This is a genomic window from Pseudalkalibacillus sp. JSM 102089 (genome assembly GCF_041366475.1).
Taxonomy (GTDB): Bacteria; Bacillota; Bacilli; order Bacillales; family Guptibacillaceae; genus Guptibacillus; species Guptibacillus hwajinpoensis_B.
The window spans coordinates 892273-918413 of sequence record NZ_JBEWYW010000001.1; the positions used below are offsets into that span (position 1 = coordinate 892273).

Sequence of the window (26141 nt, forward strand, 5' to 3'; positions counted from 1 at the left end):
ATAAAGTCTAGATAGGAGAGAAAGGAGTGAGTAGATTGTCAGTAAAGCTGCTTGAATGGGGCTATCAATTCCGAAATCACGTCTTAGCAGATAACCCTCACGAACGAGTAAACTCTTCCCTACTTATTCAAACTGAAGAATGGTTAGCAGCAGTTCAGGAAAATGTCGATGAGAATGGCTCAAATGAAAAAGCCCTATATGAGATAGCCAACTCCTTATACAAACAGTGGCGTAACTTGCAAGATTCATCCGTTCCTATAGGAGGACATACCTTACCATCTCTGCCATACAAATACAATGCACTCGTACCTTACATTAGTGAAAGAATCATGAGACTCCATCATGATATTCACCACCAAAGCTATGTAGATGGGTTAAACAAAGCTGAACTTGAATTACAAAAGGCAAGAAAACAGGATAACTATGCTCTCATTAAACATTGGGAACGCGAATTATCATTCAATGGTGCGGGGCATTATCTCCATACTTTGTTTTGGAAAATCATGAGTCCAAACGGCGGGAAGCCAGAGGGAGAAATTTTATATGAGATTCAAAAAAGCTTTGGATCATACAATCAATTCAAGCAACAATTCACTAATGCAGCAGCCAAAGTAGAAGGATCAGGTTGGGCCATTCTTGTTTGGTCACCTGTATCAAGAAGACTTGAAATTCTTCAAGCTGAAAAACACCAAAACTTAAGCCAGTGGGATGTCATACCTCTTCTAGCTCTTGATGTTTGGGAACACGCTTATTATTTACAATATGAAAACAACCGAAAGAACTACATCAAAAACTGGTGGAACGTAGTTAATTGGAATGAAGTTAACAAACGATTTCGTAAAGCTCAAAATGTAAAGTGGAAACCTTTCTAAAAAAGAAAAAACAACACTATAAGCTAAAATAAAGAAAAAAAGCAAAGGGGTTCCCCTTTGCTTTTAAACCTATTCTCTGTATGGTCCATATGGCGGTCGTCCCCCAGGATAACCCGGTGGGCCATATCCTGGTGGGCCATACCCTGGAGCACCGTATCCTGGCGATCCATAACCTGGAGGACAATACCCAGGGCCAGGACAGGGATATCCTGGTCGTGGACGAGGATATCCACCATATATCCCTGGTATTAATAATACTCCTAATAATCCTCCTGCAAGACCTCCCGCAAGCCCACCTGCAAAACCCCCAATAAATGGATACGGACGCTGGTAGTCATACTGTCTCATTCCATAATAATTTCTTGTGTCAGGATAAGCACTATAAAAATCCCCCTGAATGGGGAGATAATGGTTCATGTGTCTCCTCCCTTTCCTGTTGGCCATCATGATAGTTGCCTACATTATAAGGTATGAGGAGTTTCTCAATCGGGAAGGGACATTAGCGGAGAAATGATAATTCTTACTACCTATGCTCTCGGCCAGTATACGCTTACCCATACAACAAAAACGCCAGAAGCAAATAAATAAAGCTCTGGAGTCTGCGATATATAAACAAAATAATCAAGAAGACTATGACCAATAATAATCAGATTGAGCTCCAGAATTAACGTAACACCACCTGCAACCGACAGACCAAACCCGATTAGAAAAATGAAGAATCGAATAATCATTGTCTATAGGCATTTCTTCTCTGATTCATATTGGCCTGTCCCTCCTCCTTCATTTACTAACCATCGTATTTCATACTGAAGGAAATTATGCTGTCCAAGACGTTTTACTTTTGTTTTTTTTGTATACATGCTAAAACAAAAAGGCAACATAATTTTTAATGAGAAGGAGGAGTTAGCATGATTGAAAAGGTCGAACAGGCCGTGCAACAAAATTGGGTCCCTTCTTTTAAGTTTGAAAAGAACGAGTCGACCCCATTCACACCATTCACTAAAGACCTTAGCAAAGCAAAGGGCGCCATTATTGCTACTGGTGGTGTATATGTAAAAGGACAACTACCATTTAATGACAACTTTGGATTGGGTGATCCTTCTTACAGAGAAATTCCCGTAAATACAGATCTCAATAATGTATCATTTGCTCACGAGCACTATGACCACTCAAAAGTGATACAGGATGCCAACATCCAATTCCCTCTTGATACAATGAAAGAACTTCAAGAAGAAGGAAGAATTGGAGAACTCGCTGAAAATCACTATGGATTTATGGGATATATCCCTACACCTCACCCACTCAAAACAGTTACAGCACAAGAGGTAGCTAAGAAGTTATTGAAGGAAAACGTAGACTTCGCTTTGTTGGTGCCTTCCTGACCAGTCTGCCAACAGTCGGTCGGTCTGATCGCACGCATATTAGAAGAACACGGAATCCCAACAGTTTCCTTGACAATGTCTAAAGAAATAAGCGAATACGTTAACATTCCACGCTCCCTCTACAACCGTTTTCCAATGGGCAGCGCACTAGGACAACCAAACAACAGAGAACAGCACAAACAAGTTCTCAACAAAGCCCTCGACCTCCTAGTCGAAGCCAAAGAAGGCGGAATAGTAGAAGAATCAGGAATTAAGTATAAATAACGAAAAGCGGAAGCGCCCGTTTAGCCTCGACAAACGCTGGAGCCCTCTAAAAAGAACACGCTCTTTGTGTTCATTTTAGAGGGTGAAGCGGTCGAGAGGCTGGGCGCTGCAGCTAGACACGAAAAGCGGAGAGGAGCGGTTAGAAACGAAGATATTGGAGCGCTTGAACTAGAACACGCCCTTTGTGTTCTGGTGAAAGAGCGAAATATCGCAGTTTCTGCGAGTCGCAGCTAGACACGAAAAGCGGAGCGGGCCCGCCTAAATCCGCAGGATGTTGGAGCCCTTTCGAATGAGACGCTTTTTGTCTCAATCGAAAGGGCGAAACAGCCGGAGGATTTGGCCCGCGCAGCTAGACACGAAAAGCGGAAGCGCCCGTTTAGCCTCGACAAGCGCTGGAGCCCTCTAAAAAGAACACGCTCTTTGTGTTCATTTTAGAGGGTGAAGCGGTCGAGAGGCTGGGCGCTGCAGCTAGACATGAAAAGCGGAGCGGGCCCGCCTAAATCCGCAGGATGTTGGAGCCCTTTCGAATGAGACGCTTTTTGTCTCAATCGAAAGGGCGAAACAGCCGGAGGATTTGGCCCGCGCAGCTGGACACGAAAAGCGGAAGCGCCCGTTTAGCCTCGACAAGCGTTGGAGCCCTCTAAAAAGAACACGCTCTTTGTGTTCATTTTAGAGGGTGAAGCGATCGAGAGGCTGGGCGCTGCAGCTAGACTCGAAAAGCGGAAGTGGGCGGTTAGACACGTCAGGCACTGGAGCTCTCCAAATTGAACACGCTCTTTGTGTTCGAGTTGGAGAGTGAAGTGACCGAGTGTCTGCCCACTGCAGCTGGACATCGAAAAGCGGAAGCCTCCGTTTAGACCCGGCAGGCACTGCAGCTTGGTCTAAAAAACCGATTTCGCGGAATTAATCCTATTTCCGCGGATATATTTGGATTATCGCGGAATTGTAATCACTTTTCGCGGAATTCAATAAATTTTCGCGGAAATAAGTGCCTTTCACTCTCATACTCCCAATGTCTAGCACCTTTTCTCATCCACTTCCACTATTTAAACGAATTCCACACAAAAACCGGCTGAAATTCAGCCGGTTTTTTCTCTTATTTCGTTGAAGTAAACTGCTCTTCCTCTGTGGAACCTTTTAAAGCAGTCGTAGAAGAAGTCCCACCTGTAATAACCTGAGACACAGCATCAAAGTAACCCGTTCCAACTTCACGCTGGTGTCTTGTTGCAGAGTAACCATCTGCCTCACTAGCAAATTCAGCTTGCTGAAGTCTTGAGTAGGCAGCCATTCCGTTATCTTTGTAGTCTCTTGCAAGTTCAAACATACTGTGGTTAAGAGCATGGAAACCAGCAAGCGTAACAAATTGGAACTTATAGCCCATCTTACCTAATTCACGCTGGAATTTAGCGATCGTTTCATCATCGAGTTTCTTTTTCCAATTAAATGAAGGCGAACAGTTGTAAGCTAGTAATTTTCCAGGAAAACGTTCATGAATAGCATTTGCGAATTTCTGAGCTTCCTCTAAATTTGGTTCAGACGTTTCGCACCAGATAAGGTCAGCGTATGGTGCATAAGCAAGGCCTCTTGCAATCGCCTGATCAAGACCAGGTTTCGTATAGAAAAACCCTTCAGGAGTACGTTCCCCTGTTAAAAACTCACCATCGTATTTATCAACATCACTCGTAATTAAATTTGCAGCGTTAGCGTCTGTTCGTGCAATAATTAACGTTGGCACTCCCATAACGTCTGCTGCGAGGCGTGCTGAAATTAAATTTTTAACAGCTTGCTGTGTTGGCAGAAGAACTTTACCTCCAAGGTGCCCGCACTTTTTCTCTGATGAGAGTTGATCTTCAAAATGTACTGCTGCTGCACCAGATTCAATCATTGATTTCATAAGTTCGAACACATTGAGCGCTCCACCAAAACCTGCTTCTGCATCAGCAACAATTGGAACGAACCAATCACGTTCATGAATTCCTTCCGAATGTTCAATTTGATCCGCCCTTTGAAGAGCTTGATTAATTCGCTTTACGACTTGTGGAACACTATTTACAGGGTATAAGCTTTGGTCTGGATACATCTGCCCCGACATATTTGCATCTGCGGCTACTTGCCATCCGCTTAAGTAAATGGCTTTTAAGCCAGCTTTCACCTGTTGAACAGCCTGGTTACCAGTAAGGGCACCTAGCGCATTGACGAAGTTCTCTTCATTCACAAGTTTCCAGAGTCGTTCAGCACCTCTTTTCGCAAGAGTATACTCGATTTGAACGGATCCTTGTAATTTCAAGACTTCTTCAGGTGAATATGGGCGTTCAATTCCTTTAAAACGGTCCTGGTTCCAAATTTCTTGAAGTGCTGTTTGCTTTGTCATCATTATTTCCCCCTGGATATGTTGGTATTTGGTCATGCTTCTTTCTTAGATCACTTTCGAATGATTCAAGCTATCAAATGCCGAGTACTCATGCCTCATTTTCCAAATCTGATTCGGTTCAGGCATATAGTGATTCCAAATCGCCTTCATCATTGGAATCAGATTAGTATCTGTGATGCACTTTCCATCAAACCCTTCAATTACTTCCCGTGTCCACCGTTCAAACATTTCCCCATTCACATTTCTCTCATCATCGCGATCATTATTTTTCATAATCTTATCTTCCACAATGACATGTGTCTTTCGCTTATGTCCTACGCTAATCACGAACCGCGTTAAATCGTTTATACTTTCAACACCTTCAGATTCAAAATGAAGACCCGCGCAATGATCACGTAATTCATAAAGTATTTCCTCACTCTGATTCATATTGTTTTGATCAATTGTGACAGTGGCCTTGATCGTTCCTTGAAAGAGATTCATTTCCTTTTCTGTAAAAGAAAAAATGTTATTCCAGTAGCTAGCTTCTCGATAAGAAGAAACGCCTTTCAAACAAACATATGGAGCAGAACCAAGCTTCAATAATTCAGTCGTATTATGGAAAACATAAAGTCCAAAATCAATAAGGTTATCTGGGATTTCTTTACCACTATAGTTATCTTCATTCTTTCTATTGTTTACTGCGATCATGAAGGCTGTAGGATATACATTCTCTTTAACTCGTTCTTGCTGAATAAGTTCTTTTAGATTTTGTGCTGCTCGCATACGCTGATCAAAAGACATTGCTTCATCCGAAAAGTCTGCAATAAGTAAATTTGCCCCTGCATTAATTGTTGAAGAACCATTTTCAATGTCGATAACAGATTGTTTCACGATGACTCTTCGATCTTGTAGATCTTTCCGAACTGGTTTAACTTCCCAATTCGCTTCACGGATTGATTTCGTTTCGGGTAAGAGAATTTTATGTTCAAAGAAGTTTTCTCTGTTTACTTCTTCTTGTATCAGCTGCTGTATTGACTGTGAATGACGTTGAAGATTTTCTAGAAACACCATCGCTTCAAGAGTTAGTAAATGGCATTTTTGATCGTAAGCGCTTTCTAAAGTTTCATCCAGCACAACATCCCCTCCTATTCAAGTCTGCCGCTACTGTTGCAGCGATGACATCCAACACATCCTTCACCTTCACAGTGGTGACACCCTTCATTTTTCCTTTCTTTTCCATGACAATGCGGACATTCCAATTCACCATTTCCATAGCACGTATAACAATCCATTTTTGCTTCCCTCCATCTGTTATAATACAATTTGTTTTATTTGTTAGTATTATATAACAACTTTTCAAAAAGGTTCAACCTTTTTTTAGAAAATTAAAATAACCTGTGAATTGCACAAATCACAGGTTATTTACTCTATATTTTTTGTAGTAAATTATAAAAACAAAAAAACACGTGCTTTTTGCACGTGTTTTAAGCTGTACTCATACAGTTTGTTTTTTCCACAGTTCTTTCATACCCTGAGCACGTTTAATCCCACTAATTGTTCCTAAATGAAGATTTTCATGATTCATTAAAAACAGAATAAGTTCTCCTACTGTTTCAAGAGTAAGGTAGGAACCTATAGAAAAATCACTTTGAAGGGATTCGCTCAGTTTTCCTTCTAACTCACTTATTCTTTTATTCTGCTCGATTAAGTAATGCTTTATCTCAGTAAGTGATGGCGGCTCTTCGGTCCAATCACCCGGTCGTGTACCAGCTTTAAATAATGCGGAATAGTTTAGTGGAAGGCTATCCTCCATCTCTGTAAAACGATTTAGAACAAACTCTGCCGTGACCAGTATATGGCCTAAATTCCATCGCACTGTGTTCGTAAAACCCTCAGGAAGAACATCTGCTTGCTCCTCTGTAACAGCATCAAGCGCCTGGAGTGTTCGATATCGCCAAAAAGTAAATTGTTTTAGTAATTGAGCATCTTTCATTCAAACTCCTCCTTTCATTATTAATAATCATTCGTGCCAGAAAACTAAATTCCCTATGAATCTATCATTATTGAGACAAAATTTTTACATCTTCTTCATTTCCCACATCTCGTGCATAGTCAATTGCAGTATACCCCTCTTGGTCTTGCAAAGCGGGGTTTGCCCCAGCTTCAAGGAGCAGATTATACATTTCATTCCGGTGATTAGGTTCCATATAAGCAGCATAAATAAGAGGCGTCCAGCCATCAATATCCGCCATGTTTGGATCAGCACCTGCCTTTAATAGACGATTCACTTTAGAAACATAACCATTTCGAACCGAAATCATTAAGGCACTTGTCCCATATAAATCAACAGCATTTGGATTCATTTCGCGATCAAGGAGCGCTTGAAACATCTTATCATTTTCTGAATGCTCAGCTGCATAATGTAAAGCATTCCAACCATCTGAGTCAGTCGCTTCAAGATCAGTCTTGTCTATAAGAGACTGAAAAGCGAGATCATCTTCATTAATTATGGCTTCCATAAGTGGTGTCACGCCAGTAGCTTCGTCAAATAAAGCAAGCTCATCTTCGAATGCTGATGAGATTGAAGGAATAACAACTTCTGCTGCTATAACGGCTGTTCCTATTCCACCGATAAAGAACATAAGCGTAATTAGTGAAAGAATCACTAATTTCTTACGAGGAGCAGGAAACGGAGTCTTTTCCCTCAGTTCCATAAACGATTCTACAGCAGCAATTCTTTTCGGTAAAGCGGGATGAGTTGAAAACCATTCGCTTAACCAGACAAAAAAACTCTTCTCAGATTGAAGTTGTGTTATATAAGCGTCTTTGTTCACGCTCTGGTATAGCCGTTTTCCAACGGCAAGAATAATCAAACCGTTTGCTGCCTTCTCGCCACTATTTATGTAGTAAGCTCCCATTCGGTCACACGTATATTCACACGCTCTAGAATAAGCAGACCCCAGAAACGGAATCACATTTCCAGGTAGAAGCAGAAGTTGTTTTAGAATGTGATTTTGTTTAATATGAGCGAGCTCATGAGCAATAATAAACGTAACCTCTTCTTCAGCATTTTCTTCAATCAGCTCAAAAATATCGGAATAAAGAATCACCATGTTCCTACCTAGTAACCTTGTTGCAAATGCATTCAGCATGCCTGCCGACTCAATGACATAGACGTCTGGAACGTTTTCGATCTCCATTCGTTTACATAAATCACGTACTCTCTGATCGATTTGTGAATACTGATATCCCGTTATTTTAACGCCATTACTACGAATATTTCCTATAAATAAACCGTGGCTAAAAAAAGATATAAACCATAAAACTCCAATAATCGCCATTCCAATTACTGAGAAAAACAGAACTACATAAGTAAGTATGCTAAAGACAAGGAGAACAATAAATAGAGATGTTTCTGAATTGGTTGTTAACTGCTTCGATTCATTCATTCGTACTTCACATATTTCCTTTCACATTGGATTATGTTCAGTATACTGAATTTTCCATTCTCCTGTATATGATTTTTCAACTCATCATTAATATAAAACAAAAAAACACTCATATTGAGTGTTTTTCAGCTAATCTAACATCGTAACAATTCGATTGATCGATGAACGAAGGGAGTCGATATTAACGAATCGCGCTTCTCTAATGCTTTCTTTCCCTTCCACATATAACAAAAGGACGGGAATGGTGAAAACAGAAAAGGCGCCTGCTGCTTCTGGAATTTCATGAACGTTTAACTTCTCTCGTATGATTTGTGGAAAATCCTCTAATACTTCCTCAACTTGAGGCAAAAGAGCATGGCAGACAGAGCAATTTGTTCCATACAAATACAAAAAGTACAAGCGATTCTGTTCAATTCCATTTCTTGCTTCTTCAAGTGTCGTCTGATTCAGTTGATTCACCTTCTTTAATACTTCATAAATTAAGAAATTTGCATTCTTCTATTCTTCCCTTTTACAAACATAAAAATGCCATATGCAATAAATCCAATGGCAACTAATCCAAGCAAGATAGCACCATATGGCTGTTTAGCTAATTCCGAAAGCGCTCCATCGAGCCCTTTTGTTTTATCAGGGTTAGCCGTGATCGCTGTCTGAATAAAGAATACACCCATCATCGTGAAGACAACACCTCGTGCTGCAAGTCCGATTTGTCCAGCACGTTTGCCCCACCATTCTTCTTGATCGTGCATTTCATACTGTTTAAGCTGTTTCATAAAGGATTTCTTGTAACCACGAATAACTTGATAAATACCAAAACCGATTAAACATAATCCAATAAATCCAATGATCCATTGACCAAATGGTTGTCCTAATAGTTTAGCAGACATTGATTGCTTACTGCCAGAAGATGAACTTCCCGCTCTTGTAATAATAGATACAGCATTATAGGCAAGAAATAAATGAATAATACCCGCACCAACAAATCCAATACGAATTAAAATACCTTTCGTATCATTACCAAAATGATCTGGATCCTTTATCCCCTGGATACCTTTCCATACGGAATATCCGATTAACCCAACTATAAGAATCCATAGAAGTGCTTCGCCAAATGGCTTTCCTGCAATAGTAGCAAAAGCACCTTTTGAGTCAGTCGTTTTACCACCTGGGCCAAATGCTGCCTGTAGAGCTAAAATCCCGATGATTAAGTAAACAACTCCTTTAGCTGCATACCCCACTCTTGCTAATCCTCTTATCCATGGTTTAACATCATTTGATGCTTGTTTTGCTTTGTGTTTCGCCGCAGTACCAGTGTCCATTGTCAATCTCCTTCCATTCTTTCATATCATTTATCCATTCTTTCTATTCCCAGTAATGCTTACTTTCAATCTAAAAGATTATGATTCTGCTTATCCATTTATAGGAAAGTTCAATTTCGGACTCTTTTAGTCCTTACTTTACGTTTGAGGAAACACTCCTCGAATGTATCATTATTCTAGAAATCAAGAGAATGACAGAGAATGTAATTACTCAATGAAAAAAGCCCTGTAAGCGAATCCAGCATTCGCTTACAGGGCTACTAATTGAGGAGATAGTCTTGTGGACACAAGCTATCGCATTTCTTTACTATACTACAGATCACATAATTTTCATATAGTTTTGAATCATTTCTTTTGCGATTCATCGCGTTAAATGATTAAGACTGATCTGCGATTATTCCTCTCCTTGCTATTACTTTTGATAATAAACCGTGTCTCGGTGAAAGGATAAATGTGATCGCAAACATCACTCCAGCAATCGATGCCATAGAACCTGAGATCGAAATATTCCAAGCGAGCGCAGCATAATAACCACCGATCGCCGCCACTACGCCAACACCTGCACTGATGATTAACATCACAAGTAATTTATCTGTCAATAAATAGGCTGTAGCTCCCGGTACAATAAGCATGGCTACGACTAGAATAGCCCCTACACTATCAAAAGAAGCAACCGTCGTGATTGAAACCATTGACATGAGTAGGTAATGGATGAACATAACTGGAATACCAATAGCCGAAGCCATCGCAGGATCAAACGAACTTATCTTAATCTCTTTATAAAAAGTGAAAATCAAAATAAGATTAATCACCAGCACACTTCCAAGCATCCAGACCGCGGATGGTCCAAGGTCCATTCCACCTATTGTTAACGTGTTCCACGGAATAAAGGTGATTTCTCCCATAAGGGCGTGGTTAACATCAAGGTGTACTTTACTAGCAAAAGCTGACAGAAGAATAACTCCGAATGCGAATAGGGAAGTAAACACTACACCGATAGCGGCATCAGATTGCACACCGCTTGAATGAAGAACCTGCACTAAAAAGGCGGTCAATAGACCTATAATCCCTGCACCAACAAGCATATAGATCCCTTCTAGTGAATGACTTACAAGGTATGCTAATACAATCCCTAGCAAAACGGTGTGACTGATCGCATCAGCAAGCATCGCCATTTTACGTAATATTAAAAAACACCCGATGATCCCACACGATACTCCCACTAAAGAACCTGTAAGCATAATCCATGCTCCATAACTCATGAAGAATTCACCTCCTTCTTACGCTTTTTCGTGCTTTGAGAAGGTGCTTTGACATGATACTTTTCTCCTCTAGCAAAATGAACTGGATTTAACTTAAGCGCCCGTTCATGAACTTCCATTAAACGTGTAAGATCTTCTATGGCTTTTGCAGGAAGGTCTTTATAATGCCACTCATCGTTTGTCTTTGATTGAAGATGAGCAAATTTCATTTCATACATCGTGTAAATTTCGAATAGTCGATTGTTCATTGTAATTTCATGCGCCTTATAAGCACCTAACTCAGTGAGGCGCCACTTACCACTCACTTGCTGGAAGACGTATCCATCTGTTTGAAACTGATGTAGAATCGACTCTAGTTTGCGACGTGGCATTTTTCTTCTTTCTTCAAGCTGAGCTATACTGAACGCAAAATTCGTAGTAGATAAGCTGCCTTCTTCAGAAAGATCATACATCGTTTGAAAAACGGTTTCCTTAGCAACACTTTTTCGAACGCGATACAATCTTAAACCTTTCGATAAAAGCCCTCTGTTTGGAGCAAAAACGAGCGAAATTAAGAAAATAACCGTTGCTGCAATGACGATGACAGGTCCTGTCGGAAGTCGATTAGCCATAGAGCTTAATATAGTCCCAAGAATTCCGGATAAAGCACCAATTGTTCCAGCTACTATAACCATCCGATCAAGTCGATCAGTCCAATACCTTGCAGATATTGCAGGAGTAATGAGCATAGCGGCCATTAAAATAACTCCTACTGCTTGTAAACCAATCACCACTGCACTGACGACTAGTGTCATCAATAATGCATTAAGAAACCCTGTAGGTAATCCAATTCCTTTTGCGAATTGGCGGTCGAATGTAAATAGTTTCAATTCTTTAAAGAGTAGCCAGGTGATTACGAGGAGTACGATGGCAATCCCCGAAATAACTCGAACGTCATTTCCTACAAGCGATGCTGCCTGACCGAATATAAAGTCATCAAGACCACTCTGATTACCATTTTCAGATTGAGCGATTTTCGTTAATAAGACAATCCCAAATCCAAAAAATACTGAGAGTACCAATCCGATCGCCGTGTCTTCTTTAATACGGGAATGGTTAATAATAGCTTGAATAAAGTAGGTTGCAAGTAAGCCAGATATCGCTGCACCTACTAAAAACCATCCAATCGATTTTGTTCCATACAGTAGAAAAGCAATGCAAATCCCAGGAAGTGCTGCATGTGCCATAGCATCACCAATTAAGCTTTGTTTCCTAAGAAGGGCAAAACTACCAAGAACACCACTTGCCACTCCGAGAAGAATTGTACCAAATAGCACCCACTGTGTATTTGCATCCTGTAGCGTTAGGAGGAGCTCATTTAACATTATTCTCCCTCCTTAAGGTTGAACTACAAATGGTGTGCTGACCTCAGAATCAAGAAATGATAGTCTTCCACCATATGTTTTTTGTAAGTTTTCAATCGTAAATACTTCATCTGTAGGACCTAGAGCAATTTTTCTTTTATTTAACAAAAGCGTCCAATCAAAATACTCCTTCACTGTCTGCAAATCATGGTGAACAACAAGGACGGTCTTTCCCTGTGCTTTCAGCTCATTTAAAAGGGAGATAATGGCTTTTTCAGTAGCTGCATCAACGCCAACAAATGGTTCATCCATGAAATAAACTGTCGCATCCTGGGCAAGGGCTCTTGCAAGAAACACTCTTTGTTGTTGGCCACCTGATAGCTGACTGATCTGCCGATTTGCATACTCTTTCATGCCCACTTTATCAAGCGCCTGCATAGCAATAGCAGTATCCTTCTTACCAGGCCGTTTAAACCAACCGATATGCCCGTATCTTCCCATCAATACGACATCAAGAGCATTCGTAGGGAAATCCCAATCCACTGACCCTCGCTGTGGTACATAGCCAACTAGTTTTCGCTGAGTACGATATGATTTTCCGTAAATTTCTACAGATCCCGAGGCTATTGGAATTAACCCTAAAATAGCTTTGATCAACGTTGATTTACCAGCACCATTTGGACCAACTACGCCTATTAGCTTTCCTTCTGGCATTTCAACCGTTACTTCCTGAAGTACAGGCTTACGGTCATAGGCAACCGTTAAATTTGATACATTAATTGGATTCATATCCCTACCTCCTTCTTATCCTATTTCAACGCTTCCACAATCGTTTCAATGTTATGTTGATACATGCCTTTATACGTCCCCTCAGGTGAACCCTTCTCACCCATCGCATCCGAGAACAACTCGCCACCTATTTCAACCTCATGACCTTTTTTTCTTGCTCCTTCAACGACTGCATTAATCGAACGTTCTGAGATACTGCTTTCAATAAAAACAGCTTTAATATTTTGATCTGCTAATACATTCACAAGGTTTTGAACATCCCTAAGTCCATATTCTGAATCTGTACTTAATCCTTGCAGCCCCTTCACTTCCATACCATATGCCTGACCGAAGTATTGAAATGCATCGTGAGCTGTAACAAGAACACGACTCTCTTCTGGGATTTCATTCAATTTTGATTGTGCTTCTTCTTGTAGCTTAGATAGCTCTTCTAGATATTCTTCTGCATTCTTCTCGTAATCTTCTTTGTGATCGGGATCATATTCAATTAATCCATCGCGAACTTCTAGCACAGCATATTTCCATAAATCAATATCAAACCACACATGAGGATCAACGGCTTTTGAATTTCCCTGAGTAATTAATAGCTTCTCTTCAGGAATAGCTTCTGCAACAGGATAGGTTGGTTTTTCTCCCTTCATCTTCGCAAATATCTCACCCATTTTCCCTTCTAGATGAAGACCATTATAGAAAATGATATCTGCATTCGATAGCTTATTTATGTCTCCTTGAGAGGCTTTATATAAGTGAGGATCAATACCAGGACCCATTAAGGAATCGACTTGCACATGGTCCTTACCAATGTTTTCTGCAATGTCTCCAATTTGCCCGATGGTTGTCGTCACATTAATTTTCCCTTCACTATCTTTGTTTGTCTCAGTACTGCTACACCCCGACATCACGATCAAAAATAAACCTGCTCCGAAAACATATCCTAACCACTTTTTCACATTTACCAACCTCTCTTTTTCTATTTATACCGACACCATTTCCCTTTACCTAACGTATGGGCGTTGTTTCTGTAAGGTGCTTATCTATTTCAATTTAACGAAAAACATTTGCTTAACAGCTGTGTTTTTTACCAACTAAATAATTCTTTCCCTAAGGCAACTTTGAAGTAAAAAAATTTACATGTGTAATATTAATCAACTAACGTTCCCTTTGCCACAAATGTTTCCCTAGCACAAAACTATCGCATGAATGCAGTTTTGTCAACTTAAGTTTATGCCGTTTTTTATTGAAATAGAATATTTTCATCTTAATAGTGATATATCTCACAGTAATGATGAATGAGACGCTATACAATAAAGCTAAGAAATAAAGTTTCTATTGGGGGGTATTAGAATGAGCGGAAAACATTCAAACATACTTGTTGCTGTTGACGGTTCTGATTCTGCAGAGATTGCTTTTTCCAAAGCTGTAGAACTTTCGATTCAAGACGAGGCGACCCTACTGATTGCTCATGTCATTGACACGAGAAATTTCTCAACTTTTGAACTTTACGATATCGCAACGGAACGAGCAGAAGACTTTGGAAAGCGTCTATTAAAGGAATACGAAGAAAAAGCACGAATGGCAGGAATTTCGAATGTTGATACAGTTATTGAATACGGATCCCCAAAAGCAAAAATCGCAAGAAAAATCGCTCCACAAAATAAAATAGATTTAATTGTTTGCGGAGCAACAGGGATGAACCGCGTAGAAAGATTGCTGATGGGCAGCGTCTCTGAACATATCACTCGCCACGCAACTTGTGATGTACTCGTCGTAAGAGGAAGTAAAGTACCTGCTGAGGAGGCTGAGAAAGATGAACACAGCAGACAAAATACGTAAGCACCGTTTGGAAGCCAACTTAACCATTTCAGAATTAGCGGTGAAAGTGAGGATTGGAGCGGGACTTATGCAGAAAATAGAAGAAAACCGCTATCAGCCAGACGTTCAAACACTTTTAAAAATATCAACAGCTTTAGATATTCCAGCCTCGGAATTTCTTGAAAAGGAAACAATTGAGCAGTTAGAAAAAGCGGATACATGAAATGATAGTATTTAAAAACGATATGAAGAAAACGAGAAAAACGCGCTAGCAACTTGCTAGCGCGTTTTTCTCGTTTTCTTCATTTGTAATAACTCCATTTCTTCAAACGTTCACCAGTTTATTCTCATAAACAGGCAGGATCACTTCGACGGTAGTTCCTTCTCCTTCAACACTTGTTAAACGCATTCTCCCGTTATGGTTATCAATAATGCTAAAACTAACCATTAGTCCCAGTCCAGTCCCATTCTCTTTCAACGTATAAAATGGTTCTCCGATCCTTGGTAATTGGTGATCTGGAATACCTACACCCTGATCTACAATCGTGATAACCGCTTCTTTTTTCTCGTTTTCTTGTAGCTTTACAAAGATATTCCCGCCATTAGGCATAGCTTCAATAGCGTTTTTAACGACATTGACAAACACTTGCTTTAGCTGATTTTCTTCTCCTAAGATAGGAAAGTGATCACACTCATACTGTGTTCGAATAACGATATTTTTCAGGATCGCCTGTGATTTAAGAAGGGCGACGACGTGCTGAAGCAATGAAATAAGATCACTTTCTCCAAACTCTTTCTCTTGAGGTTTGGCAAGGAGCATAAATTCACTCACGATGAAATTAATACGATCAATTTCCGATAACATGATTTGAAGAAACTCTTTTGATTTATCGTCTTCAGAAGAGCTATAAACTAATGTAGCAAATCCTTTTAAAGAAGTAAGAGGATTTCTTATTTCATGTGCAACTCCTGCTGCAAGCTCTCCTACCGCAGTTAATTTCTCTGAGCGTCTTAGCAGTGCTTCTGTTTCTTTAAATTCTGTAATATCTTCCACTATGACAATAACACCCTGCACTTTTCCATGAACTATATGTGGAATTGAAATCAACTTCACATGAACCGAGTGACCTTCTCGGTGAACAATGGCAGATTCACACTTTTGCGGAATACCTTCTTTCGTTCTTTCAAAACAATTCAACGTCTGCTTTAAATAACGCTGATCCACGAATTGAAAACTCGTTTTATTACTTGTGCTATTCGATGAGTAGCCACTCATTTTTTCTAAAGCGGGGTTCATATTAAGTATTTGACCGCTAATATCTAATACCATGATACCATCGGGACTATTTTCGACGAGTGAGTGGTATTTCCGCTCACTCTCCTGAAGTTGTGTGGCCTGTTCTTCTAACTTTTGACCTCGAATCACACTAATTAAGATTAAAACAGAAATAATGAATATGCCAATCAATACAAGATACTGTAACACCGTATTTCCACTGTAGCTTTCTACTTTAAAATTTGAATTTGAAGCCGAAGAAACCATCGTAAAATAATGAAGGGCGAGAGTACCTAGGCCAAACACAATTGCCCCTGATAATTTCCCCCAGGAGTTCTGTTTTTCATTTGATACACCATAAACTAACCAAAAACTGCAAACTGTCGAAATAAAGGCGATCAAACCTGGAATGACAATTTTCCACCAATCTGTCAATCGATAAATCTCTCCTAATAAATAGACAGATGTTAGCAATTGTAAAAAGACCAAAACAATGGTGAGAGAGAAACTTGCCACAACCAACTGTTTCAATTGTCTTTTTGATGAAATGATGTTGAATGACAGGAGTGATCCAACAATAGGAATAACTAATGTAATGATAACAAACCATGGATTGTAAAAGGTTGAGTCAGCTGTTGAGATCCCTAACAGTACAAGATACTGTAGAATCCAAATCCCTGCCCCCATTGCTAATGCACTGCCGAATATCCATAGCTGTCGATATGAATGCGCCAAATTGTAAGCCTTCTCATGAAAATCAAAAGCTGTATAAGTATAGCTAACTACCATTAAGATCGAAATCAAAATAAGAAAAAAATGAAATTCATAGATGAGGTCTTCCATGATACGCTCCACTCCGTTTTCCATAACAAAATCAGTTCAAGTGCAAGTAATTCCTTTCACTATATAGTAGTCATTAGACATTCATCTTCAAATTCCTTCCACATTTTCTTAGATGATACAATTTTCCCATCTCATTTCCCAATCATTTAACCAGTTCAAGAAAGCTCCTAAATAAAAACAGCCTGCATGAAAGGGCAGGCTGTTACAAACATATCTTATGGCTAATTTATTTCAAAAAAGGGTATGGGGAAAAGGAAGGAGGATCTTATATGCCGCAAATATTATTTAAAGTACAGGAAGTTAAGCGACTACAAGACCATCATATACCTAACACGCTTGAAGCGAACGTAGAAGTGGAGTTTATCAATCGAGAAAATGGTGAACTGCTAAAAACAGGACTAATTCCCGTTCGTTTCAATGAACACGGATCTTTCCCATCCATCTCTCATATCCAATATTTCGAAGAAGAAAAAAAATTACAAACTAAACTCTTATTCGACATTCGACGATACGTAAGAAAACTTCGCCCCTATCTTCAGCCAGACGATGAATAACTAGGCTTCAAATAAATAACGATAAATATTACAGGCAACTTGGATATTCATAAGATCAGAAGGATCATTAAAATTAATCGTTAGTATTTCTTGTATGCGTTGAATTCGATAATTCATCGTATTAACATGAACATGGAGCTGTTCAGAAGCGTTTTTTAAATCTTGTCCGGTCGATAAGTAAACAAATAAAGTTTGAAAGAGCTCTCCTTTGCGACGTTTTTCATAAGCTAGCAACGGAGAGAGATACTCAAGCGCATAGCTTGCTAGATCTTCTTCTTTATTGTTTAACAGGAGTCGAAGCGCCCCGATTTCTCCATACCAAGATGAATAACCCGCGAATGTAAATCGCTTTAGAAATTTAATCGTCTTCTTCGCTTCTTGAAAAGATTGATCAATGGCACGGATTCCTCTAACTGGTTTTCCAATTCCGATTCTACAAATTTTTTCAGTTGTGACAGAAGCGATTAACTCATTAAAGTCTTGGATGAACTGATTAACAGTGAGAATTGATGATTCGATGCCTTTCTCATCATCTTGATGGAACAGCAAGACAATTTGACGGCCCCACTCTGTAACACGCACAGTTTTTTGATGATTTTTCTCTAGTAAATGTTTAATAGATGCATGAATACATCTTCTAAGCCATTCCTCACGTCCTTGTTCAAACTCCTGAGGTACATCGATTAAAGCGATTGTGAAATAACCATTTAATCCTGTCTTCAAACGTCCTGCAAGGTAACTTAAATCCGCTTTATCCTCTTGTGGCGATAGAAGATGGATGAGTAATTCTCCAGTTAAACGCTGTTGTTCTTTATGCTCCGATTCCTTTTTCATTAGCTGAAGACCCGCAACTGTACAGGCATGAAAAACGGCTGACTGCTCAAACCTTGTAAGTGGGAGCTTTTCAGAAAGAATAGCGAGATAACCGAGTGGAAATGACAATCGGCCAAGAGGAAAAAGTAAAGAATCTTCGTCAGTTTGCACAACTTCTAACTCATTTGTCTCATTTTGAATGGTACTCAAATGATTAAGAATAATTCTTTGTAAACTTTTTTCTGCATTCCATTCAATCTGACTGGAAGCCTTTACCTCTCCAAATGGATCATAGATGGCTACGCTCTTTCCAATAGACTTTGTGAGATATGTGCAAATTTCTTTAAACGAGTCTTCATTCATCCCTATGTCCGACAGGGCCTGGTGTGTATCTACTGAGATCGATAGACTTTCGTTTTGGTGAATCACTGTTTGATTAAATTGCTTTAACTTCTGTAAAGAAGCTTCTTTGTTTTGATACAAATTCGCGTTCATTAGTGCAATGGCCGCCTGTGAAGAAATAGCTTCCACAAGTCGGATATCATCTTCTGTAAATCCTTTTCCCCCATTAAACTGGTCGAGCACTATGACCCCTGTACAAGTACCTTCTTTTTTAATCGGGATACAAATCGTACTCAACGGTAGCTCATGTGCAGATTGGTAATATAAGCTAGCATTTTGATGAGACATCGTCCCCATAGCTTTTTCAACTTCATCACTTGTTTTGAAGTGCAAAGTGGTTTCTTTCTCAAATGCAAGACCTGTCATCGACTCACCTGAACGGAGCATGACTTCATTGACCGTCTTCTTTCGAAACCCTGTCGACCCAGCCACTTTTAAACCTTTTTGTTCTTTATCATATAGAAAAAGCACACCACCATCAGCTGCATCAATGGCTGAGACGGCTTCTTCTATAACAGACTGAATGACGGAATAGAAATCTAGTGAAGAATTAAAAATTGTTGAAACTTGCATAAGTAAATGCAACTGCCTTTTGCTAAGTTCTGCCTCATTCTCAAGTAAACCCCTCGCCATCCATTTCACTCCTTTTATTTTATGTGTTAACTTCTTCCGTCTCATAACGATGTTGTTCAAGATAAGCTAACGTTGCTTCTCCAAGCGTTTTGGCAGCAATCAACATAGCGTTCTCATCAATATCGAACATTGGATGATGATGAGGATACGTCGATTTATTCTCAGCATTACCTGCCCCGGTTAAGAAGAAAGTTCCTGGAACCTCTTCTAGATAATAAGCGACATCTTCTCCTACCATTAAAGCTTCCGTTTCTATAACATTTTTCACATCAGCTACTCTTTCTGCAGCTTCCTTCAACATCACCGTTTCTTTTTCATGATTAACTACAGGAGGGTATCCTCTATCATAACTAAATGTATAGTCTGCCCCGCTACTCTCACAAGTGCCTTTAATCATTTGTTCCATATATCCAATGATCTTCTCGCGAACGTCTCGATCAAAGGTTCTAACCGTCCCTTTTAATGTTGCCGTCTCTGAAATGACATTGAAAGCTGAACCTGCGTGAAATGAACCGATAGAGATGACTGCTGTACTGGAAGGGTTGATAAACCGGCTGACAATTTGTTGAAGATTACCAACCAACTGACTGGCGATCACAATTGAATCAAGCGCTTCATGGGGAATACCGCCATGACCACCTCTCCCTTTGATCACAATTTCAAAAGAGTCGGCAGCAGCCATAATGCGTCCTGGTTTATACGCTATTGTTCCTGTTGGGAATCCAGACCAAAGGTGTGTTCCAAAAAGAACATCCACTCCCTCTAGGCACCCGTCTTCAATCATTGGCTTTGCTCCACCAGGTGTAATCTCTTCAGCGAATTGATGAATAAAGACGACGCGACCTGCTAATTGATCTTTTTGCTCATGTAGTGCTTTTGCTAAGTGGAGAAGCGTTGATGTATGACCATCATGACCGCACGCATGCATCACACCTGGAACAGTGGATTTGTAGGGTACTTCTTTTTCATCATTGATTGGAAGGGCATCAAAATCAGCACGTAACCCAACTGTCTTCCCTGGCATTGCTCCTTCTAAAGAAGCCACCACTCCTCTGCCACCGACATTTATTTTAACTTCCATACCAAGTTCCTCGTAGAAATCTGCAATTAGTTTAGGTGTTCGTACTTCATGGAATGACAATTCAGGATGCTGATGAAGATCTCTTCTTAGGTCAATCATTTGTGGTACTAAATCTTCTAATCTCTCAAAAAGCGCTTTTCTCATGTTTCATTCCCCTCTCCTCTATCTAAAACTAAATAAACTTCACTCTCTTATTACGTTACGAGTATTTTAACAAAAATTCTGAACTTTATAAGTAGAAATAAGAAATCTATTGTGAAATATATAGGATTCTTCTATGTAAGCGCTGTATTTTCATTAAATCACCAAAATGACTAGTGCCGAATATTGTCATTCCATGAATATCGTTAGTTGCAATAGAGGTATTCCTTTTTTAAAATGAATAGTATTAGAAGGGAGAGTCAAGATGAATATATTGATTTTAGGAGCAACAGGACGAGTCGGAAGCAACATTCTTACATTAGCTCTCTCCGATCGGCATCAGGTGACTGTTTTAGCACGATCACCTGAGAAGCTCCCTACAAATAGTAACCTTACGATTGTCGAAGGGGACGTTCTCAATGAAGACGTCGTTGAAAAAGCCGCCAAGGACGTTGATGTGATCGTTAGTGCACTTGGTACTGATAAAACAACAACGTTATCAGAAAGCACCCCGATCTTAATACGGGTGATGAAAAAGCAACAGATTAACCGGATTATCACCGTAGGAACTGCTGGCATACTTAATAGCCGAGTCGAACCAACTGTCTATCGTTTTGAATCCTCTGAATCTAAACGAAAGACAACGCGAGCAGCAAAGGAACATCTTGCTGTTTATGAAATGCTCTCTGCTAGCGATCTGGACTGGTCAATCATCTGTCCTACTTATTTGCCAGATGGCCCGGCAAAAGGAGAATATCGCGTGGAAGAAGAATATCTTCCTGATGGTGGTCGTGAAATATCAACCGCAGACACGGCTGCATTTGTATACAAGGAACTATTCGATCGCAATCACTCCTGTAAACGTGTGGGGATTGCTTACTAACTACTGTGACATGCCTGTATCTTTTATCGTCACATCGACGCTTACTGATACAGGTATTGTTTCAAGGTAGTCATATTTATCTAATTTCTTCCATTCTTCATAAGATAGTGAATGCCTAATATACCGCCCTAGTCCAAGACTATCCGTGTGATTTTCTTTTAACACTTTAAGAATCCCCTCGCCGTCATCTTCAATATGTTTTGCAATCACCTTTTCAATTTTCTTAGTTTCGATAGTACTTGATATATCTTTTGCTCCAGTATCCTCAATGACTGAGCCACGCATCTTCACTTTTATTTGAATGTGATCCACCTTACCATTACTTTTAACAACCTTAATTTTCCTATTACTCTTAATATAATCAAAATGGAGATTGCGGATGTTATCACCATCCGGAATTTTAATCGTTAATTCTCCCTTTTTTACTTTCCCAAGAAGAAACAAGAATACTTTTGATTGAAATAAATCCAAATGAGCCACGTACTGATCTTCTCGAAAAAGAGCAGTTCCCTTTAACACTAAATCATCATCTTCTTTAGTAAAAAGAGGCGCAACGGGATCTATGCCATCATCAAAGTAATCTCTTGAAAAATGAAAAATGTCCATCTCTGGAATCGTAAATTTATCCGTTTCTGTTTTTAACATTTTGTCAACATAGCTCCCTACATCTGGTTCGACATCTGTCTTAATAATCTCCTCCCCTTCTCCAAACGCCATCACCAGCTTCACTTGTGAACCAATTTCCTGATCTCTTTCCATTGATGTAATGACACGACTAACTCCCTCCTCAGCTAGCGTTCTTCCTATTATGATCGAATGGATTTGTCCATTGACAACCTGTTGCCTCGTTTTGGATGATAGAAGATCTTCAGCTTCTTTTTTTGAATTGGCTACCGTTTCAATGATTTCGTCCTTCTGGGATGTCTCACTTGATAAATCGGGAAATGAAGCCGTTACTTTTAACTTTCCTTCCTCCCCTTCTATCCGGTCAAAACTAATCATACTAATAATCGCCAGGTCTTCAATTACTTTCTTATCATTACAGCTTGTCAGAACGATCATGGCTAAGATAACAAAACATAGCTTTCTGTTATTCCGCATGTCGTTTCCTCCTTATATTTCTGATGCAAAGCGTTACGAGCAATAGTATAGGAAGCCCAAAAGCAATCCCAGCAGCTGCTAACCCAAAAATTAATAGCCAGGGCGCTAGCTCATATGCTACATCCACCTTTAACGTGATCATATACGCCACAAAGATGAGAATGAATACACACCACTTTTCATTAATAGCTGGTATTGCTCTATGGAGCAGGAGCTTCGCTGCCCATAAATACATAACGACAGTTATAAGAACTTTCATTAAGAACAAATTGAAAACAAGACTTTCAACCCGTTCAATTAGCTCAATTTCAATATAAGCAATCAAATTCAGCACTGGAAAACTAGTTAATTTAAGCTGATCAAATGAAAAATACATAAATGAAACGAAACATGTAAGCCCATATACAACTGTTGTAATGACATGCCCAACATAAACGCTACGAAACCATTTAGGTTTTGTTTGATCAATATAAGGAAAGAGAAAGAGCACAATTTCAAAACCAAGGAATGCAGTATAAACCTCGATCATTCCTTGGATGGGATTATTGCCACCTTTAAATATAAATGGGGTTAAACGCATAAAAGAAGAATAAGGAATATGATAAATGAGCATAAATGTCATCCAAATCGTAAAAAAAAAGAAAACGGTTGTTGTTTTCGTAATCGTATAGATGTCTTTAAGGACAAGATATAGGGCGAGGAGCAAGATGATACTGTATAGCAACAGCAAACTGGTATTTTGAAAAGCAAGGACTTGCGTGATGAGCATATAATCTTTACCTACTAGAAGGGGCAGAATCGACCATATAATCGCTAATATGACATAAAAAGGGGCAAGAACCTTTTGCGGAACAAGCCCTTCCATAATTTCAAATACATCTTCTCCCCTCCTAAAACGATTCACAAGAGAAACGAGAAAGATGTTAAAGCCAGCAATGAGGGAAATAATAAGAATCATAATCCAGCCATTTGTTCCGAAATTCACCGCCAGCATTCGAGGCAATTTATATAGCGTTACACCTGATTGAATCATGTAAATCAGGATGGCGAGGTGGAATGGCGCGATTTTTTCCGACATAAATATCCCTCAATTTCTATCAGCTACTTATTTCATTCTTTTTTTATTTGAACTTCTCGGTATAGCTGGTCTCGTTTTCATTAATGAGTAAGGAGCCCTTAATAAGAAGTCACCCCAGTCTTTTTTCAAAAACGGAGATAATGGCGCTAAATATGGCGCGCCAACGCTCGTTAAACTGCTTAAATGAATCACAAGGATCGTCAAACCGATTACGATTCCGAGGTTGCCAAGTATTCCTGCGAGTAGAATTAAACCAAATCGCGTCAGTCGGATACTTGCACTCATCACATAACTTGGAACTACAAAAGAAGCAATGGCTGAGCTTGCCACAACAATAATGAGTACGTTGCTTGTAATCCCCGCTTGAACTGCCGCTTGTCCAATGACAATACCGCCTACAATACCAATCGTTTGGCCAACTTTTGTAGGCAAGCGTGCCCCGGCTTCTCGTAAGAATTCAAGCGTGACCTCCATTATTAACGCTTCATATAAAGGATCAAATGGTACTTTGCTTCTCGAACCGGCAAGAGTTGTTAGAAGTGACTGGGGAATCATTTCATAATGAAAGGATGTGACGGCAACGTAAAGGGCCGTAAACCCAATCGTAATAATGAATGCACCAAAGCGCAGTAGTCTTGTTGCCGTTCCCGTAATCCACCTTTGGTAATAGTCATCACCCGTTTGAAAGAAATCAAAGAAGCTGGAAGGGGTAATAATCACTGCAGGACTACCGTCCATCACAATGACAACTTTTCCTTCTACAAGTGCTGCTGCAATCGCATCTGGCCTTTCTCTTAACATAAATTGTGGAAAAAGCGCATTAGGTTGATCTTCAATTAATTGAGTGAGTATATGTGAATCATAAACGGCATCAATTTCAATTTTTTCAATCCGATTAATCAAATCTTGAACGATTTCATCATTTGCAATTCCTTTAATATGAAGAACATAGACGCTTCCGTTTGCCACTTCTCCTACTGGAATTTCATTGATTTTCAAACGTGAACTTCTCACACGCCTTCGGATCATCGAAAGATTGATTTCACTGCTCTCGACAAATCCCTCATGTGGTCCCGTAATCGTTGTTTCCGTTTCGGAAGGCTGAATTTCACGCTGTTTTGGTCCGGAGATATTGATCAAATAAGCAGTCTCTTTATGAAAAACAACCGCCTCTCCCTTTAAAATGCCATCAATTAGCTTCTTCTCATCATCTAATTTGTGAAAATTCGATCTTCTAAGGAAAGGAAGGGAAGCTTCTTCAGAAGCATTGTAAAGTGGTTCAAGCAACTCCATTTTCAGCAGTTGATCGTTTACTAAATGTAGGAAATAAATTATTGAAATGCCTAGCTCTGGGAACGTTCGATGAACGAGGTCATCACAACCGCTGAAGTTATCTAAAACAAACTCCTGAAGGGTGGTTTCGTTGTCTTTTTGGTTATCCGATTGCTGACCCATTTCTTTTAATTTATGAAGGCGTTTGATTGTTCTTCTTTTACCCACTGTAAATCCCCCCTCTTACATTAGTTCTAGCTTTTGGAGATAACGTGTGAAATATGCATTTCTTGGGATAAAGAAGTCACAAATACAATTGATGCTAAATAAAAACAAAAAAAGAAGACGAGCTTTTTATTAGCCGTCTTCTTCTCGTTTTATTTTTGTTTTAGTGCCGCTTCAAGTGCAATAATCATCATCTCTTTAAAGGTTGTTTGACGTTCCTCAGAAGTCGTTTCTTCCCCCGATACGATATGATCGCTAACGGTTAACACGGTTAAAGCATTCACACCGAATTTAGCAGCAATTGTATATAAAGCAGAAGTTTCCATCTCTACACCAAGAACCTGATAGTCAGCAAGCTGCTGGAAAATTTCCGGATTGTCACGATAGAAGGAATCACTTGTAAACACATTCCCTACATGAACGTTCATTTCCTTTTCAGCTGCAGCGTCGTATGCGTTTTTCAATAGGTTAAAATCAGCTGTAGGAGCAAAGTCCATGCCATTAAACTGAAGGCGATTCACACCTGAGTCCGATGTTGCGCTCATCGCAAGAATAACATCTCTTACTTTTACTTCCTTCTTTAAAGCTCCACATGTTCCAACGCGAATAAGATTCTTAACGCCATAGCTCTGAATCAATTCGTTCACATAAATCGAAATAGAAGGAACACCCATTCCAGTTCCTTGAACAGAAATTCGTTCGCCTTTGTATGTACCCGTATATCCAAGCATACCTCTTACTTCGTTGTAGCAAACGACATCTTCTAGAAATGTCTCTGCGATATACTTAGCACGAAGCGGATCACCTGGTAATAGTATTGTTTCCGCAATATCCCCTTGTTTTGCACCAATATGAACACTCATAATCGTACCTCCTTGAATTAATACGTACACTAACAAAAGTAGCATAAGATCCGCCCATATGCCACACGCAATCATATAAATGTAGCCTGTCCTTCCTTAAAACACACTATACAAGAGGCTATCCAGCTTAC

26 protein-coding genes are annotated in these 26141 nt (G+C 39.6%); 6 read left to right on the plus strand and 20 right to left on the minus strand.

Going from position 1 to position 26141, the window contains the following annotated elements; translation table 11 throughout:
- Positions 1 to 26 precede the first annotated feature (26 nt).
- Entirely contained in the window at positions 27 to 872 is an 846-nt protein-coding gene (locus ABVF21_RS04465) for a superoxide dismutase (protein ID WP_371017555.1), read from the plus strand.
- A 69-nt stretch (positions 873 to 941) separates the two neighbouring features.
- On the opposite strand, the gene ABVF21_RS04470 is transcribed toward ABVF21_RS04465, so the two are convergent.
- Positions 942 to 1289, minus strand: a complete 348-nt coding sequence (locus ABVF21_RS04470; RefSeq protein WP_303536147.1) for a hypothetical protein — start codon at positions 1287 to 1289, stop codon at positions 942 to 944.
- Positions 1290 to 1399: 110 nt separating this feature from the next.
- A complete protein-coding gene (locus tag ABVF21_RS04475; RefSeq protein ID WP_303536145.1) occupies positions 1400 to 1603 on the minus strand; it encodes a hypothetical protein in 204 nt (67 codons plus the stop codon).
- A gap of 177 nt (positions 1604 to 1780) precedes the next feature.
- Between ABVF21_RS04475 and ABVF21_RS04480 the strand changes: the two genes are divergently transcribed.
- The gene (locus ABVF21_RS04480) at positions 1781 to 2254 is read left to right on the plus strand and encodes a glycine/sarcosine/betaine reductase selenoprotein B family protein (protein ID WP_303536144.1); all 474 of its coding nucleotides are present in this window, start codon (positions 1781 to 1783) and stop codon (positions 2252 to 2254) included.
- Between the two features lie 1360 nt (positions 2255 to 3614).
- Here ABVF21_RS04480 and aceA read toward each other — a convergent pair.
- The 11 genes from aceA to ABVF21_RS04535 form a co-directional block, all read right to left on the minus strand.
- Positions 3615 to 4889: an isocitrate lyase gene (aceA, locus tag ABVF21_RS04485; RefSeq protein ID WP_303536143.1), complete on the minus strand. Its 1275-nt coding sequence runs from the start codon at positions 4887 to 4889 to the stop codon at positions 3615 to 3617.
- A gap of 45 nt (positions 4890 to 4934) precedes the next feature.
- Positions 4935 to 6005, minus strand: coding sequence for a hypothetical protein (locus ABVF21_RS04490; RefSeq protein ID WP_371017556.1), 1071 nt, complete (start codon positions 6003 to 6005; stop codon positions 4935 to 4937).
- Positions 5995 to 6231 carry a hypothetical protein gene (locus ABVF21_RS04495; protein WP_303536141.1) on the minus strand — a complete coding sequence of 79 codons (237 nt, stop codon included), beginning with the start codon at positions 6229 to 6231 and terminating at the stop codon, positions 5995 to 5997. Before ABVF21_RS04495 ends, ABVF21_RS04490 begins: the two co-directional genes overlap by 11 nt.
- Positions 6232 to 6366: 135 nt before the next feature.
- Positions 6367 to 6864 (minus strand): DinB family protein, encoded by a 498-nt coding sequence (locus ABVF21_RS04500; RefSeq protein WP_371017557.1) that lies wholly within the window; start codon positions 6862 to 6864, stop codon positions 6367 to 6369.
- Positions 6865 to 6931: 67 nt separating this feature from the next.
- Positions 6932 to 8320 (minus strand): M48 family metallopeptidase, encoded by a 1389-nt coding sequence (locus tag ABVF21_RS04505; RefSeq protein ID WP_371017558.1) that lies wholly within the window; start codon positions 8318 to 8320, stop codon positions 6932 to 6934.
- A 129-nt stretch (positions 8321 to 8449) separates the two neighbouring features.
- Positions 8450 to 8779 (minus strand): thioredoxin family protein, encoded by a 330-nt coding sequence (locus tag ABVF21_RS04510; protein ID WP_242057366.1) that lies wholly within the window; start codon positions 8777 to 8779, stop codon positions 8450 to 8452.
- A 20-nt stretch (positions 8780 to 8799) separates the two neighbouring features.
- A complete protein-coding gene (locus tag ABVF21_RS04515) occupies positions 8800 to 9639 on the minus strand; it encodes a DUF1206 domain-containing protein (RefSeq protein WP_303536137.1) in 840 nt (279 codons plus the stop codon).
- 377 nt (positions 9640 to 10016) lie between these two features.
- Positions 10017 to 10901, minus strand: a complete 885-nt coding sequence (locus ABVF21_RS04520) for a metal ABC transporter permease (protein WP_371017559.1) — start codon at positions 10899 to 10901, stop codon at positions 10017 to 10019.
- Positions 10898 to 12265 carry a metal ABC transporter permease gene (locus tag ABVF21_RS04525; RefSeq protein WP_303536134.1) on the minus strand — a complete coding sequence of 456 codons (1368 nt, stop codon included), beginning with the start codon at positions 12263 to 12265 and terminating at the stop codon, positions 10898 to 10900. The genes ABVF21_RS04520 and ABVF21_RS04525 overlap by 4 nt, the downstream gene beginning before the upstream one ends.
- Before the next feature lie 12 nt (positions 12266 to 12277).
- Positions 12278 to 13033 carry a metal ABC transporter ATP-binding protein gene (locus ABVF21_RS04530; protein ID WP_303536132.1) on the minus strand — a complete coding sequence of 252 codons (756 nt, stop codon included), beginning with the start codon at positions 13031 to 13033 and terminating at the stop codon, positions 12278 to 12280.
- A gap of 20 nt (positions 13034 to 13053) precedes the next feature.
- A complete protein-coding gene (locus ABVF21_RS04535; RefSeq protein ID WP_303536130.1) occupies positions 13054 to 13983 on the minus strand; it encodes a metal ABC transporter solute-binding protein, Zn/Mn family in 930 nt (309 codons plus the stop codon).
- Positions 13984 to 14377: 394 nt separating this feature from the next.
- Here ABVF21_RS04535 and ABVF21_RS04540 point away from each other — a divergent pair, with 394 nt between their 5' ends.
- Together ABVF21_RS04540 and ABVF21_RS04545 are read left to right on the plus strand one after the other, a co-directional pair.
- Entirely contained in the window at positions 14378 to 14866 is a 489-nt protein-coding gene (locus ABVF21_RS04540; RefSeq protein WP_303536128.1) for a universal stress protein, read from the plus strand.
- On the plus strand, positions 14841 to 15068 hold the full coding sequence (locus ABVF21_RS04545; protein ID WP_194221080.1) for a helix-turn-helix domain-containing protein: 228 nt from the start codon (positions 14841 to 14843) through the stop codon (positions 15066 to 15068). Before ABVF21_RS04540 ends, ABVF21_RS04545 begins: the two co-directional genes overlap by 26 nt.
- 102 nt (positions 15069 to 15170) lie before the next feature.
- Here the strand turns inward: ABVF21_RS04545 and ABVF21_RS04550 are convergent, their stop codons facing one another.
- Positions 15171 to 16964 carry an ATP-binding protein gene (locus ABVF21_RS04550; protein WP_303536126.1) on the minus strand — a complete coding sequence of 598 codons (1794 nt, stop codon included), beginning with the start codon at positions 16962 to 16964 and terminating at the stop codon, positions 15171 to 15173.
- A gap of 269 nt (positions 16965 to 17233) precedes the next feature.
- On the opposite strand from ABVF21_RS04550, the gene ABVF21_RS04555 reads away from it, so the two are divergent.
- A complete protein-coding gene (locus tag ABVF21_RS04555) occupies positions 17234 to 17518 on the plus strand; it encodes a hypothetical protein (protein WP_371017560.1) in 285 nt (94 codons plus the stop codon).
- On the opposite strand, the gene ABVF21_RS04560 is transcribed toward ABVF21_RS04555, so the two are convergent.
- Both ABVF21_RS04560 and ABVF21_RS04565 read right to left on the minus strand, forming a co-directional pair.
- Positions 17519 to 19366, minus strand: a complete 1848-nt coding sequence (locus ABVF21_RS04560) for a helix-turn-helix domain-containing protein (RefSeq protein WP_371017561.1) — start codon at positions 19364 to 19366, stop codon at positions 17519 to 17521.
- 19 nt (positions 19367 to 19385) lie between these two features.
- Positions 19386 to 20591 (minus strand): M20 family metallopeptidase, encoded by a 1206-nt coding sequence (locus ABVF21_RS04565; RefSeq protein ID WP_371017562.1) that lies wholly within the window; start codon positions 20589 to 20591, stop codon positions 19386 to 19388.
- Between the two features lie 262 nt (positions 20592 to 20853).
- Between ABVF21_RS04565 and ABVF21_RS04570 the strand changes: the two genes are divergently transcribed.
- The gene (locus ABVF21_RS04570) at positions 20854 to 21471 is read left to right on the plus strand and encodes an NAD(P)-dependent oxidoreductase (protein ID WP_371017563.1); all 618 of its coding nucleotides are present in this window, start codon (positions 20854 to 20856) and stop codon (positions 21469 to 21471) included.
- Here ABVF21_RS04570 and ABVF21_RS04575 read toward each other — a convergent pair whose 3' ends face one another.
- The 4 genes from ABVF21_RS04575 to deoD form a co-directional block, all read right to left on the minus strand.
- On the minus strand, positions 21472 to 22572 hold the full coding sequence (locus ABVF21_RS04575) for a Ger(x)C family spore germination protein (RefSeq protein ID WP_303536113.1): 1101 nt from the start codon (positions 22570 to 22572) through the stop codon (positions 21472 to 21474).
- The gene (locus ABVF21_RS04580) at positions 22562 to 23650 is read right to left on the minus strand and encodes a GerAB/ArcD/ProY family transporter (protein ID WP_371017564.1); all 1089 of its coding nucleotides are present in this window, start codon (positions 23648 to 23650) and stop codon (positions 22562 to 22564) included. The genes ABVF21_RS04575 and ABVF21_RS04580 overlap by 11 nt, the downstream gene beginning before the upstream one ends.
- A gap of 27 nt (positions 23651 to 23677) precedes the next feature.
- Positions 23678 to 25150, minus strand: coding sequence for a spore germination protein (locus ABVF21_RS04585; RefSeq protein ID WP_371017565.1), 1473 nt, complete (start codon positions 25148 to 25150; stop codon positions 23678 to 23680).
- Positions 25151 to 25299: 149 nt separating this feature from the next.
- A complete protein-coding gene (gene deoD, locus ABVF21_RS04590; RefSeq protein ID WP_371017566.1) occupies positions 25300 to 26010 on the minus strand; it encodes a purine-nucleoside phosphorylase in 711 nt (236 codons plus the stop codon).
- Positions 26011 to 26141: the final 131 nt, after the last annotated feature.